Genomic DNA, 16,519 nt, shown 5'->3' with positions numbered 1-16,519 from the left:
TTGTCCTTGAGCCACGCCGAGAAACTGGCCAAGCAACGGCCACAGCATATTGCCATCATCATGGATGGCAATGGTCGCTGGGCCTACCGCCGGCATCTCCCGCGTGTTGCCGGACACCGGCGTGGTGCAGAAGTCGTGCGCGAGATGGTGCAACGCTGTGTCGATGCGCAGATCGCGCATCTCACTCTCTTTGCCTTCAGCACGGAAAACTGGCGACGGCCGCCCCTTGAGGTGCGCCTGCTGATGAATCTCTTTCGCTTGATGTTGCGGCGGGAGGCAAAGAAGTTGCACGACAATGGCGTGCGTCTGCGCATCATTGGTGATCAGAGTCATCTGGCTGCAGATCTACAAGCTCTGATTCGGGATGCGGAGAATCTTACTGCCGGAAATCGCCGTTTGACCCTGAATCTTGCAGTAAATTATGGCGGTCGCTGGGACATCACCCGGGCCAGTAAACGCGCAGCCGCCAAATGTCTGCAGGCCGGGCGTAGCCTGGACGCCCTCAGTGAAGAAGACATCGCCGCTGAGTTGTGTCTGGCAGACAGTCCGGAGCCGGATCTGCTCATCCGCACTGGAGGCGAAGAACGCATCAGCAATTTCCTCGTCTGGCAATTGGCTTACACCGAATTCTATTTTACCGAGACACTGTGGCCGGACTTTGACGGCAATGCCCTGGATCTTGCGCTCAAATCTTTTGCCCAACGCCAGCGACGCTTTGGCCGCACCGGCGATCAAGTTCAGGAAGATGCTTGCGCCAGCGACTGATCACCGCGTTCGTCCTGCTGGCATTCTTCGTTCCGCTGCTCCTGTACGGAAACCACTGGCTTTTTCTCTCTATTCTGAGCCTCTTTCTAGGACTTGCCGCCCGGGAATGGGCGCAGCTGACTGCCCTGCGTTGGCCCGGCTTTTGGGCGGCGTTCGTCGCTCTTTTCCTGCTGGCAGCCGGAGTGTTCTGGCCGATGCATGGCAATTGGCCGGGCGCAGTGGCACTACTGGGAGTTGCCTTCTGGTTCTTAGGGTTGGCATTGCTGGCAAGGGTGATGCGGCGCGGGATCTTTGCGTCCCGCTGGTTGCGTTGGGCTGCACTGCCTGTGCTTTTGCCGGCGTTTTGGCTGGCCGTGTATTTGCAGGCGCGGCACCCCATCCTGTTACTCTGGGGCCTTGCCATCGTCGTTATGACCGATGTGCTGGCGATGCTTGCCGGAAAGCACTTCGGTAGGACACGCCTCGTCCCCCGGCTCAGCCCCGGCAAGACTTGGGCCGGACTCTGGGGCGGCTTGCTCGGCGGTGCGCTTGTGGGCACACTGGGGGCGGGTTGGCTGTGGTCCTGGCAGCCACTGGACCTATTGTCGGGGGCCGGGCTGGGCCTCGTGGTAGCCATATTTGCTGTGTTGGGAGATCTTTTTGAGAGCCTGCTCAAGCGCGCCGCTGGAAAAAAAGATAGCGGTCAGCTCTTGCCTGGCCATGGGGGCATTCTCGATCGCATCGATGCGATGACGGCCGGGCTGCCAGTGTTTGTCAGCATACTGATTTACTGGGGGAAAGTATGACTCGCGGAATTTGTATCCTCGGCGCGACCGGTTCCATTGGCAAGAGCACCCTCGATGTACTGGCCCGGCACCCGGAGCGCTTCCACGTGTTGGTGCTGACCGCAAACCGACGAGTCGAGGAAATGGCCGCGCTTTGCCGCCAATATCAGCCAAAACTGGCCGTCATGCGCGATGCCGCCGCCGCCCGCCGTCTTCGGGAAGCGCTGGCCGACCAACCTGGCATCAAGGTGACAGGCGGAGAAGAGGCCCTGCAGGAAGCCGTTACCTATCCCGGCGTCGACGAGGTCATGGCAGCGATCGTGGGTGCTGCCGGTTTGCTACCAACCCTTGCGGCGGTGCGCGCGGGCAAGAAGGTCTACCTCGCCAACAAGGAATGTCTGGTTATGGCGGGCGAGCTGTTCATGGCGGAAGTCCGCCGCCATCAGGTCACGCTGCTCCCCATCGACAGTGAGCACAACGCCATTTTCCAATGCTTTGGTGACGAGCGAGGAGTGCGTCGCATCATTCTCACCGCCTCCGGTGGCCCATTTCGACAAACACCTTTGGTTGAACTGCAACGCGTCACGCCAGATCAGGCCTGCGCCCACCCCAACTGGGTCATGGGACGCAAAATCTCTGTGGACTCGGCGACCATGATGAACAAGGGCCTGGAGGTCATCGAGGCGCGCTGGCTTTTTGATCTGCAGGTGGATCGGATCAGCGTGCTTATTCATCCGCAGAGTATCATTCACTCCATGGTCGAATATCTCGATGGCTCGGTGCTGGCGCAATTGGGGAACCCTGATATGCGCACGCCGATTGCCCATGCCTTGGCCTATCCCGAGCGTATCGCGAGTGGTGTCTCCTCCCTGGATCTGGCGCGTGGACCGGCACTGCAGTTCGAAGAACCAGACCTGCAGCGCTTTCCCTGTCTGGCTCTTGCATTTCAGGCCATTGCCGGGGGATCGGCCAGCACCGCAGTGCTCAATGCCGCAAATGAGATCGCCGTGCAGGCCTTCCTCGATGGGGAGCTCTCCTTCCCAGGGATTGCGCGGGTTGTCGCAGCAACACTGGAGGCCTATCAACCAGCCACACCTACGGATCTAGATGCCGTAATGGCCATCGATGCGGAGGCGCGGGTGCAGGCACGGCAAGCCATTTCTCTGGCGGGTGCGGCCTGAGGCGGAATCGCTCTTGGGTATTCTGACAACCCTGCTGGCCTTCATCATTGCCATCAGTATCCTGGTGACCTTTCACGAGGCCGGGCACTTCTTCGTTGCCCGCTCCCTCGGTGTACGCATCTTGCGCTTTAGCGTCGGCTTTGGACCGGCAATCTGGCAACGTAGCTTCGGCAAGGACGCGACAGAATTTCGCTTGGCGGCCATTCCCTTCGGCGGTTATGTGAAGATGCTCGAAGAAAATCCCGAGGAAACTCTGCCGCTGGCAGACCGGGGACGGGCCTTCAATACCCTCGCACCCGGAAAGCGGATACTGATTGCCGTGGCGGGACCAGGAGCCAATTTTTTGCTTGCCATTCTGTTGTATGCGCTGGTCGGCGTAATCGGCATTCCGGGTATTGCGCCAATTATCGGGAGTATTGATCCCCATGGCTTTGTCGCGCAACACAGCCACCTACAGATCGGCGATCGTATTGTCCAGATCAACGGCGCGCAGATCCATGATTGGCAAGATTTTCGTCAGCATCTGCTGACAGCTGCGGTTAGCCAGCAGCCAGCGCAACTCATTGTGCGGGATGCTTCTGGGCGCGTTGGGCAGATCGACCTACCTCTGCAAAAGCTGCCGGCAGACAGTGTGGGTGCCGGATTTCTCACGGAGGTTTTAGGAGTAGGACCCTATTTACCCCCAGTGGTGGGGTCGGTCATGTCCCATAGCCCGGCTGCTCGTCTCGGTCTGCGTGCGGGCGACAAGATCACTGCGGTGGCTGGGCACAAGACATTCAGCTGGCAGGAAGTGGTGCAAAGAATCGAGGCGGAACCCGCCAAAGTAGTACGGATCGAATGGCAGGATCCAGAGGGACAAGTGCATGGCGGCGAGGTCTCCTTGCAGACTGTGCTTGCCCAGGGCAAGACGGAGGGTTATCTGGGCATCACTTTGGCAGCTTTGCCAAAATCACTCATCGTACAGCACCGTCGTGATCCGCTTTCCGCCATGGTTTACGGGGCACGGCAGACCTGGACGGTTACCAGCCTGTCTCTGGAGATGATCTGGCGAATGATTCAGGGTACCGTGTCAACGAGCAACATCAGTGGACCGATCGGAATTGCCGAGGTTGCCGGGCAGACCTTCGTCGCGGGCTTCACCCCGTATCTGAGTTTCCTTGCCTTGCTGAGTGTCAGTCTCGGGGTCATCAATCTTTTTCCGTTGCCCATCTTTGACGGTGGCCATGTCGTCTTTGCCGTTGCCGAACTCCTGCGGGGGCGCCCCCTGCCTCCCGAATGGATGCAAAAAGCACAGATGATCGGTATAGTGCTGATCCTGATGCTTCTATTCCTCGCCCTGTACAACGACACAGTGAGAATGTTGAAACCGTGAAGAAAATGCGCCTTTCACCCCGAACCACCCGGGCCCTGACCCTGTCCGCAGTGGTGTTCTGTGCCTCCACCATCGTCCCCGCTTGGGCGTTTACCCCATTTACCGTACACAATATCGAGATCGAAGGATTACAACATATTACGCCGGGGACGGTGTATAACTACCTGCCGATCCACATCGGCGAATCGGTAGACGACGCCCTGGCACAAAAGGCGGTGCAGGACCTCTACTCCACCGGTTTTTTTCGGGACGTCAGCATTGCGCGTTCCGGCGATGATCTGGTCGTCGTGGTCAAGGAACGTCCCATTATCGCCAGCATCGAGACCAAAGGGATCAAGGCCTTTTCCAAGGATGAAGTGAAGTCCACCCTGAAAGGAATCGGGCTCGAAGTGCGGCATATCTTCAACCAGGCAACTCTCGATCAGGTGGTCCAGGGACTGCAGCAACAGTACGAGGGGATGGGGTATTATGATGCGAAAATCACACCGCACGTGAAGACCCTGCCGCGCAACCGGGTGGCGATCCAGATTGATGTCGAGCAGGGACAGCAGGCGACCATCAAGCAGGTCAACATCATTGGTAATCATGCCTTCAGCGAAAATCGTTTGCGCGGCCTCTTCTCCATTGGTGCGCCGGATGCCTTCTCCTTTTTCAGCAAGAACGACCGGTATTCGCAGGAGAAGTTTTCCAAGAGTCTGGAAAAGCTGAACAATTTTTATCTCGACCATGGATATCTAAATTTCGCCATCGAATCGTCACAGGTGCAGATTACCCCGAACCGTCGCTTCGTCTATCTTACGGTCAATATTCACGAAGGCCATGTCTATCATGTCAGTAAGGTAGGTCTGACGGGTGATCTCATTCTACCGCAGAGCAAGCTGGAAAAACTGATAGAAATTCATCCCGGCGAACGTTTTTCCAAGGCAAAGATTTTGGCAACCAATAAAGCCATTGCCGATGAACTGGGTAATTATGGTTACGCCTTTGCCAATACCACACCAGTGCCTACCGTCGATCCAAAGACCCACGAAGTAGCCCTGAATTTCCAGGTGGATCCCGGGCATCGGGTCTATATTCGGCGCATCGACATCAGCAACAACAATCGCAGCATGGATTATGTGGTGCGGCGGCAGTTCCGACAGATGGAAGGCTCACTCTACAATCGCAGTCTGATCGATCGCTCGAAATTGCGTCTGGAACAGACCGGGTTCTACCAAAATATTACCACCAAGACCGTGCCCGTGCCTGGACATCCGGACCAGCTGGATCTGGATGTTGCCGTGGACGAGCGGCCAACGGGTTCGTTCAGTGTGGGAGTGGGCTACTCCAATGCCCAAGGATTCCTCTTCAACGGGTCCATCACCCAGAAAAACTTTATGGGTACTGGTAATGCCCTGTCTTTTTCGGCTAACGTCGGCGGCCTCGGCAGCGCGTTCAATCTGTCCTATACCAACCCGTATTTCACTCCAGATGGCATCAGTTTAGGCTTTAACGTATTCCGCAACGATACCAATCTCTCCACGCTGGCAGTGGCGCCTTACAAAGAAGTGGATCTGGGCGGTTCCGTCACCCTGGGAATTCCGGTGCTGGAGTACGTCTACGACTATATGTCTTTGGGTTTTACGCATACCAACATCACCCTGGATACCAGCAATCCGATCCCTCTCTATCAGAATTATATCGACAATTATGGAAATTCGACGAATTCTGTTACTTTGGGCAATCAATTGGTGTACAACACCACCAACTCGCCAATCTTCCCCACCAAGGGTTTGTACACCAGCCTCGATCTGAAGGCAGCGGTGCCGCCGGGGAACCTCCGCTGGTACAAAGCCGAAGTGAAGGCCAACTATTACCATCCCTTTACCTCGTGGCTGAGTGGCGGCCTGGGGATGCGCTACGGCTTCATCAACAGCTTTTCCGGCAAGCCAGTGCCGTTCTTCAATAATTTCTATCTTGGCGGTCCATTGACGCTTCCAGGTTATCAGACCTATGCCGTGGGCCCGCAGATTGATGGCTACCCAGTGGGGGGTACCCGCGAACTTCTCCTCGACGCCAATCTGTATTTTCCGCTACCAGGTCTGGAAGATAACAAGAATTTTCGCCTGAACGCCTTCGTCGCCAGTGGCTGGGTGTACGGCGTCAATTCAGTGGATGGCAGTACCACGAACTACGCCTATTCAAATGGCTATTTTCCAAATTTTGGCGAGATGCGCACTACAGCGGGCATCGGCCTACTCTGGATCAGCCCGCTCGGACCGTTGCGTCTGTCCGTGGCGATTCCTTTGAACAAGAAGCCGGGTGATCTTACCCAGCCGCTGCAGTTTACTGTGGGTAACGCCTTCTGATGTTCCGTCGGTGGTGGCTACGCGGCTGTATCGTCCTGGGCTGCGGTATTCTCGCCGCGCCCTGGGCGCTGGCGGACGCACCAAAGATCGGTTTTGTCGATCTGGACAAGGCATTGCGCGAGTTGCCTGAGGCGCAGGTCGGAGCCAAGGCCCTCAATTCGCTCATTGCCGAGAAGGAAAAGGCGATCGAGCAAAAACAACAACAGATCGTTGCCGCGCAGAAGAGTCTGGAGGAAGACTTTCCAAAGCTCAATAATGCAGAGCGGCAGAAACGCGAGGCACAGTTGCAGGGGATGGTCCTCGATTTGCAAAAACTACGACAATCAGCCCAAGATCAGGTAAATCTGCAACGCAACCAAATCCTCGAAAATATCCAGGCACGCCTGGTTCGGGTGGTCTCAGAGATTGGAAAGAGGGGCCATTACACGCTGATTTTGAATGACAAGTCGGTTCTCTACGTCAGCGGCGCAATCGATCTAACGCAACAGGTGGTGGCCGCCATGGAGAAGCCGAAAGCCGGGAGACAAAAATGAGTGCCCCGGCGCGGGTAGTCTACACCCTGCAAGAGCTGGCTGAGGCCCTTGGCTTGCCTTACCGTGGGGATGCAGCCCTGCAATTTCGCGCTATGGCGCCATTGTCATCTGCGCAGGAAGATGAACTCAGCTTTTTGCAGGACAGCAAATATCTACCATTACTGGCACAGACCCGCGCCGGCGCACTGATTCTTTCTCCAGAACATGCAGAACAATACGATGGCGCAGCCATCTGGAGTGAAAATCCCTATGCGAGTTTTGCGCAGGCAATGCAGTTCCTGTATCCAGAGAAAGCGTTGACGCCTTGGCGCTCGCCGGATGCGAGGATCGCCGCAGATGCCGATGTGGACCCCAGTGCCCGCGTCGAGGATTTTGTACAGATCGGCTCCGGAGCGAAAATTGGTCCTGGGGTGTGGCTGGAAAGTGGGGTAGTCATCGGGCCTGGGGTGGAAATTGGCGCTGCTTGCCACTTGTATCCCGGTGTCAAGGTCCTTGCCGAGTCGCGCATCGCCGAGCATTGCATCATCCACAGTAATGCTGTGATCGGGGCTGATGGCTTCGGTTTTGCACAAACCGAGGCGGGCTACGAAAAAATCCCCCAGGTCGGACGGGTGATTATTGGCGCACGGGTAGAGATTGGTGCCAACACCTGTATCGACCGTGGTGCCCTGGCTGACACGATCCTCGGGGACGGAGTAAAAATCGACAATCTGGTGCAGATCGGCCACAACGTCGTCATCGGCGCAGACACGGTGATTGCCGGACAGACCGGGATTGCTGGCAGCACTCGGATTGGATGCCGCTGCCGCATCGGCGGCCAGGTCGGCTTTGCCGGTCACATCAACATTGCCGATGGTACCGTGATTGCCGGACAAAGCGCCATCACACATGACATTCGGCAAGCTGGCGTCTATTCTGGGGTGATCCCCGCCCAGGATGCACGGACTTGGCGACGTACTATTGCGCAGCTCAACCGCCTCGATGGTATTCTGCGGCGCTTGCGCGGTGCGGCCAAGGCAGCGCACGATTCTTCTTCTACTTAGGAGTCTTCATGGAAGGTTTTGATATTCATCAGATCCTGCGTCGGTTGCCGCATCGCTACCCGTTTCTCCTCGTTGATCGAATTTTGCAGATCGAGATTGGCAAAAGCCTGCGTGCGGCCAAGAACGTAACCATGAACGAACCGCATTTTCAGGGCCATTTCCCCGATTTTCCGGTGATGCCTGGGGTTTTGATCATCGAGTCTCTGGCCCAGGCGGCAGCCATTCTGGCCTTCGTTTCCGAGGACAAATATGGGGAGAACGCCGCAGTATATTTTGCTGGCATCGACAAAGCGCGCTTTCGCAAGCCGGTGACTCCTGGTGATCAACTGATTCTTTCTGCCGAGGTCGCTCGACGCAAATCGGGGTTGTGGCAGATGGAGACGGTAGCAACAGTAGACGGTACGGAAGTCGCGTCGGCATTGCTGATGGCGACCCTACGTGAGCGTGAGGCATGAAAGCGCAGATCGACGCACGGGCGGCGGTCGACCCTGCTGCAAAGATCGGTGACGGCTGTATCATTGGAGCGTTTGCGGTCATCGGCCCAGAAGTGGAAATCGGCGAAGGCTGTCGGGTGGACGCCCACGCGCTCGTGCAAGGGCCCACGCGGATCGGCCCGCGTAACCAGATCTTTCCCTTCGCTTCCATCGGTACGGCACCCCAGGATCTTGGCTATCGCGGAGAAGATACCCGGCTGGAGATCGGTTCCGGCAATACGTTTCGGGAGTTCGTCACCATCAATCGCGGTACCGTGAAGGGCGGTGGGGTGACGCGGATCGGCTCTCAGAACCTGTTCATGGCGTATTGCCACGTGGCACATGACTGCCAGATCGGGGATCGGGTGGTGATGGCCAATGCTGCGACCCTGGCGGGCCATGTCATCGTGGAGGACGACGCCATCCTAGGTGGTCTGTCCGCAGTCCATCAGTTCGCGCGTGTCGGCGCGCACGCTATCCTCGGCGGCGGCACCATGGCGCCGCTGGACATCCCGCCGTACATGATGGCCGCGGGTAACCATGCGCAATTACACGGGATCAACGTGCGCGGCCTTAGCCGGCGGGGCTTTAGCAAAGAGCAGGTGCACACCCTGAAACGCGCGTACCGCCTGCTTTTTCGTTCCGGCAAGCTGCTGGAGGAAGCCATGGAGGAACTGCTGCGCGAAGGCCCCGACGCCCCCGAGATTACACGGTTGCTCGATTTCATTCGCAGTAGCAAGCGGGGGATTACGCGGCCGTGAAACAGCTACGAACAGCCGTCGTCGGGGTAGGGCACCTGGGACGCTTCCATGCGCAAAAATATGCCCGAGTTTCGCAGTTACAAGGGGTCTATGACACCGATGGCGAGCGGGCACAAAGCGTCGCGCAAGAGCTGGGTTGCCGCGCATTTTCTGATCTGGGGGAGTTACTGGCTGCGGTCGACGCCATCTCCATTGTCACGCCAACGCTGCAGCACCACGCAGTTGCGCGTGAGGCAATCGCTCGCGGGGTCCATTGCCTGGTGGAAAAGCCCTTTACCTTCACCCTCGTCGAAGCAGACGACTTGCTTCGCTTGGCGGATGTGCAGGGAGTGATCCTGGCGGTGGGGCAAATCGAGCGCGCCCAGGTGGTCATGCAGTACCTGCGGGAACAGAGGCTCCCCGCGCCCCGCTACATCGAGGCCGAGCGTCTGGCGCCATTTAAGCCGCGCTCCCTCGATGTCGATGTGATCATGGACTTGATGATCCATGATCTCGATCTGGTCCTGATGCTTACTGCTGCCGAGCCGCAGGAAATGCGCGCGGTGGGTGTCGCCGCCGTCACCGAACAGGCCGACATGGCCAATGCCTGGGTGACCCTGAGCAATGGCAGTGTGGCCAATCTTGCCGCTTCGCGGGTGGTGCGGGAAGCAGTGCGGCGCATGCGCCTTTTCTGGCCAGATCGCTATGCCTCGGTGGATTTTCTGCAAAACCGCCTGACCTTTTACCGCCGCGGTGCCGGGCAGGTACCGGGCATTCCGGGGGTGGTCGAGGATGTGGTTGATCTGCAGCCGCGCGATGCCCTGGAAAGCGAAATCTCGGCCTTTCTCGGTGCCGTCTCCGGCCAAAGAATGCCGCTGTGCACGGGCCACGAAGGACGCGCCGCACTCGCCGCAGCCCTTGCCGTCCGGCAGTCGGTCAGTGACTTTTTGTCGGCCTCCGCCGACTCGTATTCGTAGAGGAAGAACAGGTAATGGAACAACAAATCCCCATGGTCGATCTACGCGCCCATTTCGCACCCTTGCGGGAGGAGATCCTTGCCGGGATCGGGGAGATACTCGATCAGGCAGGATTTATCCTGGGCGCGCAAGGGCGTGGCCTCGAGGCGGAGCTGGCAGAATATCTCGGTATTGCGCATGGCGTCGGTTGTGCTTCGGGTACCGATGCCCTGTTGCTGGCCCTGCGTGCCCTGGATATCGGTCCTGGCGATGAGGTCATTGTCCCCACCTTTACCTTCATCGCCACGGCCGAGGCGGTACGTTACGTTGGCGCGACCCCGGTATTTGCCGATGTCGATCCCGACTATTTCTGTGTGACGGCGGCAGGCATCGCGCCGCTGCTCACATCCCGTACCCGCGCCATCATCCCGGTGCACCTCTATGGTCAAGCCGCGCCCATGCCCGAGCTTCTGCAACTCGCGGAACAACACGGCATTCCGGTGATCGAGGATATGGCCCAAGCCATCGGCGCACGCCTGCATGGCCAACGTGTCGGTAGTTTTGGGCAACTCGCCTGTGTGTCTTTTTTCCCTAGCAAAAACCTGGGTGGGGCAGGGGACGGGGGGATGGTCTTCACCAACGACGAAGCCCTGGCAACGCGTCTGCGTGGCCTGCGTAACCATGGCTCCTGGCGGACCTATGAACACGAGGTCTTGGGCTACAACAGCCGCCTCGATGAGATTCAGGCCCTGATCTTGCGCAAACTCTTCCAGCGCATCGATGCCTACAATGCCGGGCGACAACAGGCTGCCAGCCTCTACGATGCCGCTTTGCAGGACTTGCCTCTGCAGATTCCCGCGCGCCGGGCCGGCGCCGAGCATGTCTTTCATCAATATACCCTTCAGATCGCAGATCGCGACGCCCTGCGTACCCGTCTGCATGCCGAGGGAATTGCCTGCGGCGTGTACTACCCCATCCCTTGCCACCAGCAGCAGGCCTTTGCCGATCTGCCGCCGAGCCATTGCCCGGTAGCCGAGAGCCTGAAAGACAAGGTTCTGTCCCTGCCGATGTTTCCTGAACTGAGCTCTGCGCAAGTGGAGCGCATTGCCGGAGTGATACGCGCACATCTGCACGGCGAATGAACAGAACCTTCCTCATTGCGGTCGAGCGTTCAGGAGAGAGCCTGGGCCTCGATCTTCTGATGCGTTGCCGGGCGGCAGGGATCGAAATGCAGTGGGAGGGCGTGGTCGGCAGTCGCCTGCAAGCCGCTGGGGTGCGCAATATCGCTGACGGCGAAGTGTTGGGGGTGATGGGCCTGGTGGAGGTGTTACGCCACTATGGCGGCCTGCGGCACCTGTTCCGACAAATTCGCGACTACCTGCAACGCGAACGCCCGGATGCGGTGCTGCTGATCGACCACCCCGCCTTCAATCTGCGCGTCGCCCGGGAGGCCAAGCGCCTGGGGATCCGAGTGCTTTATGTGGTCGGTCCACAAATCTGGGCCTGGCGCCAAGGGCGTATCCGTCAGATCCGCGAGCGCATCGACGAAATCTTTCTGCTCTTTCCCTTTGAGCGCCCTCTCTACGAAGAGGCTGGAATCCCTGCGCAGCTGCTGCCCCATCCCCTGCTGGCGCAGACGGCGGCAGCGCCAGGCAAAGAAGTGGCACGACAACAGTTGGCTCTGGCGGATGGACCAATTCTGGCCCTGTTACCCGGCAGCCGGCGTAGCGAGCTGCAGCGACTTGCCGCGCCGATGGCACAGGCGGCGCGGCTGTGGCAACAGGCGCATCCCGACTGGCAGATCGTCGTCGCCCTGGCGCGCGAGGAGCTACGCCTGCCGTGGCGGGAGCGGGCTGGTCCGCTAGCAGGCCAGATTCAGGAGGTCTGCGGACAGAGTACGGAGCTGCTCGCGGCGGCCGAGCGCGTCTTGGTGGCATCAGGCACGGCAACCCTGGAAACGGCGCTGCTCGGTCGTCCCGCTATCGTTCTCTACGCCATGCAGCCGCTGACCTTCGCTATTGCCAAACGCTTGGTTCGCGTACCGCATATCGCCCTGCCCAACATCCTCCTGCAGCGTCGAGTATACCCCGAGCTCCTGCAGTCAGAGATCACCCCAGAGCGGGTGGTGCAGGAGCTGGAGAAGCTGCCCATTGCGGAGCAGGAGCAAGCCCTGAAGCCCCTGCGCGGGCTGCTGCAGGGAGACGATAGCGACAGCATCGCCGCGGCATTGCGGCGCACTCTTTTGGGTCAGGAATGATGGAGCATAGGGGCAGCGACGTCGCCGGCGTTGATGAGGCGGGCAGGGGGCCATTGGCGGGACCGGTGATGGTCGCGGCGGTGATCCTGGCCCGACCGATAGCGGGCCTGCGTGACTCGAAAAAGCTGCGTCCCCCCCAAAGAGAACGTCTGGCACAGCAGATCCGTGCCGAGGCGCGTGCCTGGGCTATCGCTTCCGCTGGCACCTGGGAGATCGGGCGGCACAATATTCTCGCGGCCACTTTGCAGGCCATGGATCGCGCCCTGCGAGCGCTCCCGATTCGTCCACGACACATCGTCGTGGACGGTAACCGTGTCTTGCCGCAGTGGCAGGCGGAGGCTATGGTAGGAGGTGATGATCGCGTGGATGCCATCGCTGCTGCCAGTATCCTCGCCAAGGTAGCACGGGACCGGGAGATGGCCTTGTTGGACCGCCAGTATCCTCTCTATGGATTCAGCCGCCATCAGGCCTATGGTACCGCCGCGCATCTGGAGGCGCTGCGACGTTTTGGCGTTACCCCCATCCATCGCCGCAGCTTTGCGCCGGTGGCGCGGATACTGGAAGGGATGCTGGAAGAGAGACAATGAGCACGGATTTTGTCCACCTGCACGTGCACTCGGAATATTCCCTCGAAGACGGGATCATCCCCGTTAAAAAACTGGTGCAACGCTGCGCCGAACAAGGCATGCCAGCGGTCGCCATCACCGATCACGGTAATCTCTTTGCCTTGGTGAAGTTTTACAACGCCGCACGCGCCCAAGGCATCAAGCCGATCATTGGTGCAGAACTCTGGTTGCAAGGCGAGGGCGCGGAGAGCGGCAGCAGTCTGGTGCTGCTGTGTCGCAATCGCGATGGCTTTCGTGCCCTGAGTCATCTGCTCAGCCGGGCATTTCTGGAGGGGTTACAAGATGGCAAGGCGCGGATCCAGCGCTCCTGGCTGGAGCAAGAAGATCGCACTGGCCTGATTGCCCTATCGGCGGCCGGGCAAGGTGAGATCGGGCAAGTTCTGCTGCGCGATCCGATGCGCGCGCGGGCGCTTGCCCGGCAGTATCAGGAACTCTTTCCCGATGCCTTTTACATCGAAATCCAGCGTAATGGCGAGGCGGAGCAAGAGGCTTTGAACGAGGCCACGGTGGCCTTGGCGTTGGAACTGGACTTGCCGCTGGTTGCCACCAATAACGCCCATTTTCTCGACGCCGAAGACTTTCCCGCCTTCGACGCTCGACAGTGTATCGCCGCTGGATACACGCTCGGCGACGAGCGCCGCCCCCGCCGCTTTACGCCGGAACATCGCCTGCCCAGCGCTACCGAGATGCTGGCACGCTTTGCCGACCTCCCCGAGGCCTGCGCCAATACGGTAGAAATTGCCCAGCGTTGCAATCTGACCTTGACCCTCGGCCAATATACCCTGCCGGATTTTCCCACTCCCGATGGCAGTCCCATCGAGGTCTACTTCCGCAAGGCGGCAGAGCAGGGGCTGGCAGAGCGGTTGCAGAGCCTGGGTATCCATGATGAGAAAGCCTTGCCCTATCGCGAGCGACTCCTGCGCGAAGTCGACGTCATCCTGCAGATGGGCTTTCCCGGCTATTTTCTCATCGTTGCCGATTTCATTCAGTGGGCCAAGGACCACGGTGTTCCCGTGGGGCCAGGACGGGGTTCCGGAGCCGGCTCCCTGGTCGCTTATGCCCTACGGATCACCGATCTCGATCCCATTGCCAATGCCCTCCTGTTTGAGCGCTTTCTCAACCCGGAACGGGTCTCCATGCCCGATTTTGACGTCGATTTCTGCATGGAGCAACGCGATCGCGTCATCCAGTACGTTGCCGAAAAATATGGCCGTGATCGGGTAGGGCAGATCATCACCTTTGGTACCATGAAGGCGCGGGCGGTGGTACGCGACGTGGGTCGGGTGCTCAATCTGCCTTATGGCTTTGTTGACCAGCTCGCCAAGCTGGTGCCCGGCGACCTCGGCATGACCCTGGCCAAGGCGCTCGAAGAATCCGAAGAATTGCGGCGTCGGCAGCAGGAAGAAGACGATGTGCGCGAGCTGCTGGACATCGCCCTGCGCCTGGAGGGACTGCCGCGCCATGCCTCCACCCATGCAGGTGGCGTGGTGATCTCCCCCGAGCCCCTGGCCGACCGACTGCCACTGTTTACCGACGGCTCGGAGGGCGGCGGCAACGTCACCCAGCTCGATAAGGACGATGTCGAGAAAATGGGGCTGGTGAAGTTCGACTTCCTGGGGCTGCGGACCCTGACCATTATCGACATTGCCCTGCGCGGCATCAACGCCGAGCGCAGGGCGGCAGGGCAGGAGCCCTTGGATATTGCCAAGCTGCCCCTCAATGATGCCGCCACCTTCACCCAACTCAAATCCACTGATACGGTGGCGGTGTTTCAGCTCGAATCCTCGGGCATGCGTGATCTGATCCGCCGCCTGCAACCGGACAATTTCGAGGATATCGTCGCGCTGGTGGCCCTGTTCCGGCCCGGACCCTTGCAATCCGGCATGGTCGATGACTTCATTGCGCGCAAACACGGCAAGGCCAAGGTCGTCTATCCCCATCCACTGCTTGAGCCGATCCTCAAGGAAACCTACGGGGTAATCGTGTATCAGGAACAGGTGATGCAGTGCGCCCAGGTATTGGCGAACTATTCCCTCGGTGGCGCGGATCTGCTGCGCCGCGCCATGGGCAAAAAGAAGCCGGAAGAAATGGCCAAGCAGCGCGAAATTTTTCTGGCCGGAGCCGCGAAGAATGGCATCGATGTGCATCAGGCGACCGCAATCTTCGATCTGATGGAAAAGTTCGCCGAATATGGCTTCAATAAGTCGCACTCGGCCGCCTATGCCCTGGTATCCTACCAGACCGCCTATCTGAAGGCCCATTATCCGCGTCACTTCATGGCCGCCGTATTGACCGCCGACATGGATCATACTGACAAAGTGGTGGCAATGATCAGCGAATGCCGGCGGATGGGGATGAGCATCTTGCCACCCTGCATACAACGCAGTGAACTCGCATTTCGGCCCGAGGGCGACGGGTTGCGCTATGGCTTGGGGGCCATCAAGGGCTTGGGTCGGGGCGCCGTGGAGGCCATCGTCGAGGCGCGCCGCGAGACAGGTGAGTTTCAGGATTTCTTCGATTTTTTGTGCCGTCTCGATGGGCAGCGGGTCAATCGGCGTAGTCTCGAGGCCTTGATCAAGGCAGGAGCTTTGGACGCCTTTCGACTGCCACGGGCGCAATTGCTGGCCTCCCTGGACCGCTTTCTCGAGGCGGCGCAACAGCAGCAGCGTCAGGAAGCCAGCGCGCAATGCAGCCTTTTCGATACAGAAAGTCAGGTGCAGCAAGCGAGTCCGGCATTGGTATCCGTAGAGATCGATGATCGGGATCATTTGGCAGGCGAACGGGAGGTCCTCGGCTTCTATCTGAGTGATCATCCGCTGCGGGTCGTCCGTGCCGACTTGCAGCTGCTTGGCGTGCAGGAGATAGGTCAGATTGCCATTGGCGAGCCGGTCTTCGTTGCGGGTATGCCGGTGGCCCGGCGCAACATGCGCACCAAGCGCGGCGATCGCATGCTCTTTCTCACCCTGGAAGACGAAAGCGGGCGCGCCGAGGCGGTGGTATTTGCGGAAACCTGGCGGCAGTTCAATGGTCAGATTGCCGACGATGAGCCGCTGCTGCTTTTGGCGGAGGCCAGCGAAGACAGCTACTCTGGAGGTCTGCGACTGACCGCCCAGCGTCTGCTGCGCTGGGAAGAAGCCCAGCTTGCCTTGGCACGCCTCCTTGTATTGCACATCGACGCGTCGCCACTCAACATCGGGAAACTACAAGAATTACTGCTAATGCATCCCGGCGAATGCCAGGTGCGCATCGCACTGACCGTTGCTGATGGACAGGCGCGGGCCATACTCGATTGCCCGCAAGGAATCTCTGCCAGCAGCGAATTCCGCGCCGCACTCGATGCCCTGCTCGACCGCGATCGGCAAGAGTGGCAATATGCCTCGCCAATGAATCTGCTTGCCAATGTTGTCTCTCTGCGCGACGAGCGGCAGCGGCGACAACGTACAGCCTGATAAGGAGAACGG

At 59.2% G+C, this 16,519-nt stretch carries 14 protein-coding genes; all 14 read left to right on the top strand.

Annotated elements, in window-relative coordinates; translation table 11 throughout:
* The 14 genes from uppS to dnaE are packed head-to-tail and all read left to right on the top strand — an operon-like array spanning position 1 to position 16,507.
* Complete coding sequence (uppS, locus tag AC2VNM_RS06445; protein ID WP_483165413.1) at positions 1–765, top strand: polyprenyl diphosphate synthase; 765 nt, start codon at positions 1–3, stop codon at positions 763–765.
* A complete protein-coding gene (locus AC2VNM_RS06440; protein ID WP_483165414.1) occupies positions 750–1,550 on the top strand; it encodes a phosphatidate cytidylyltransferase in 801 nt (266 codons plus the stop codon). The genes uppS and AC2VNM_RS06440 overlap by 16 nt, the downstream gene beginning before the upstream one ends.
* Positions 1,547–2,710: a 1-deoxy-D-xylulose-5-phosphate reductoisomerase gene (gene ispC / locus AC2VNM_RS06435; RefSeq protein WP_483165415.1), complete on the top strand. Its 1,164-nt coding sequence runs from the start codon at positions 1,547–1,549 to the stop codon at positions 2,708–2,710. The genes AC2VNM_RS06440 and ispC overlap by 4 nt, the downstream gene beginning before the upstream one ends.
* Before the next feature lie 13 nt (positions 2,711–2,723).
* A complete protein-coding gene (rseP, locus tag AC2VNM_RS06430; protein WP_483190167.1) occupies positions 2,724–4,082 on the top strand; it encodes an RIP metalloprotease RseP in 1,359 nt (452 codons plus the stop codon).
* Between the two features lie 5 nt (positions 4,083–4,087).
* Complete coding sequence (bamA, locus tag AC2VNM_RS06425) at positions 4,088–6,430, top strand: outer membrane protein assembly factor BamA (RefSeq protein WP_483190170.1); 2,343 nt, start codon at positions 4,088–4,090, stop codon at positions 6,428–6,430.
* On the top strand, positions 6,430–6,963 hold the full coding sequence (locus AC2VNM_RS06420; RefSeq protein ID WP_483165417.1) for an OmpH/Skp family outer membrane protein: 534 nt from the start codon (positions 6,430–6,432) through the stop codon (positions 6,961–6,963). The genes bamA and AC2VNM_RS06420 overlap by 1 nt, the downstream gene beginning before the upstream one ends.
* Entirely contained in the window at positions 6,960–8,006 is a 1,047-nt protein-coding gene (gene lpxD, locus AC2VNM_RS06415; RefSeq protein WP_483165418.1) for a UDP-3-O-(3-hydroxymyristoyl)glucosamine N-acyltransferase, read from the top strand. Before AC2VNM_RS06420 ends, lpxD begins: the two co-directional genes overlap by 4 nt.
* An 8-nt stretch (positions 8,007–8,014) precedes the next feature.
* Positions 8,015–8,461 (top strand): 3-hydroxyacyl-ACP dehydratase FabZ, encoded by a 447-nt coding sequence (fabZ, locus tag AC2VNM_RS06410; protein WP_215871086.1) that lies wholly within the window; start codon positions 8,015–8,017, stop codon positions 8,459–8,461.
* On the top strand, positions 8,458–9,240 hold the full coding sequence (lpxA, locus tag AC2VNM_RS06405) for an acyl-ACP--UDP-N-acetylglucosamine O-acyltransferase (RefSeq protein WP_483165419.1): 783 nt from the start codon (positions 8,458–8,460) through the stop codon (positions 9,238–9,240). The genes fabZ and lpxA overlap by 4 nt, the downstream gene beginning before the upstream one ends.
* The gene (locus AC2VNM_RS06400; protein ID WP_483165420.1) at positions 9,237–10,196 is read left to right on the top strand and encodes a Gfo/Idh/MocA family protein; all 960 of its coding nucleotides are present in this window, start codon (positions 9,237–9,239) and stop codon (positions 10,194–10,196) included. The genes lpxA and AC2VNM_RS06400 overlap by 4 nt, the downstream gene beginning before the upstream one ends.
* 14 nt (positions 10,197–10,210) lie before the next feature.
* Positions 10,211–11,317 (top strand): DegT/DnrJ/EryC1/StrS family aminotransferase, encoded by a 1,107-nt coding sequence (locus tag AC2VNM_RS06395; protein WP_483165421.1) that lies wholly within the window; start codon positions 10,211–10,213, stop codon positions 11,315–11,317.
* Positions 11,314–12,432: a lipid-A-disaccharide synthase gene (lpxB, locus tag AC2VNM_RS06390; protein ID WP_483165422.1), complete on the top strand. Its 1,119-nt coding sequence runs from the start codon at positions 11,314–11,316 to the stop codon at positions 12,430–12,432. Before AC2VNM_RS06395 ends, lpxB begins: the two co-directional genes overlap by 4 nt.
* Positions 12,429–13,019, top strand: a complete 591-nt coding sequence (locus tag AC2VNM_RS06385) for a ribonuclease HII (protein WP_486913041.1) — start codon at positions 12,429–12,431, stop codon at positions 13,017–13,019. The genes lpxB and AC2VNM_RS06385 overlap by 4 nt, the downstream gene beginning before the upstream one ends.
* Positions 13,016–16,507 carry a DNA polymerase III subunit alpha gene (gene dnaE, locus AC2VNM_RS06380; RefSeq protein ID WP_483165424.1) on the top strand — a complete coding sequence of 1,164 codons (3,492 nt, stop codon included), beginning with the start codon at positions 13,016–13,018 and terminating at the stop codon, positions 16,505–16,507. Before AC2VNM_RS06385 ends, dnaE begins: the two co-directional genes overlap by 4 nt.
* The last annotated feature ends 12 nt before the right edge of the window (positions 16,508–16,519 follow it).

The sequence above is a fragment of the Acidithiobacillus sp. TH-A67 genome (assembly GCF_057473545.1).
The sequence above is the reverse complement of the archived record's forward strand: the minus strand, read 5'-3'. Positions and strand labels throughout refer to the sequence as shown.

What these genes read in the sequence shown, in the direction of transcription:
- ispC (WP_483165415.1), top strand. Translation starts at nt 1,547, where the DNA reads ATGACTCGCGGAATTTGTATCCTCGGCGCGACCGGTTCCATTGGCAAG.
- bamA (WP_483190170.1), top strand. Translation starts at nt 4,088, where the DNA reads ATGCGCCTTTCACCCCGAACCACCCGGGCCCTGACCCTGTCCGCAGTG.
- AC2VNM_RS06420 (WP_483165417.1), top strand. Translation starts at nt 6,430, where the DNA reads ATGTTCCGTCGGTGGTGGCTACGCGGCTGTATCGTCCTGGGCTGCGGT.
- lpxD (WP_483165418.1), top strand. Translation starts at nt 6,960, where the DNA reads ATGAGTGCCCCGGCGCGGGTAGTCTACACCCTGCAAGAGCTGGCTGAG.
- fabZ (WP_215871086.1), top strand. Translation starts at nt 8,015, where the DNA reads ATGGAAGGTTTTGATATTCATCAGATCCTGCGTCGGTTGCCGCATCGC.
- lpxA (WP_483165419.1), top strand. Translation starts at nt 8,458, where the DNA reads ATGAAAGCGCAGATCGACGCACGGGCGGCGGTCGACCCTGCTGCAAAG.
- AC2VNM_RS06395 (WP_483165421.1), top strand. Translation starts at nt 10,211, where the DNA reads ATGGAACAACAAATCCCCATGGTCGATCTACGCGCCCATTTCGCACCC.
- lpxB (WP_483165422.1), top strand. Translation starts at nt 11,314, where the DNA reads ATGAACAGAACCTTCCTCATTGCGGTCGAGCGTTCAGGAGAGAGCCTG.
- AC2VNM_RS06385 (WP_486913041.1), top strand. Translation starts at nt 12,429, where the DNA reads ATGATGGAGCATAGGGGCAGCGACGTCGCCGGCGTTGATGAGGCGGGC.
- dnaE (WP_483165424.1), top strand. Translation starts at nt 13,016, where the DNA reads ATGAGCACGGATTTTGTCCACCTGCACGTGCACTCGGAATATTCCCTC.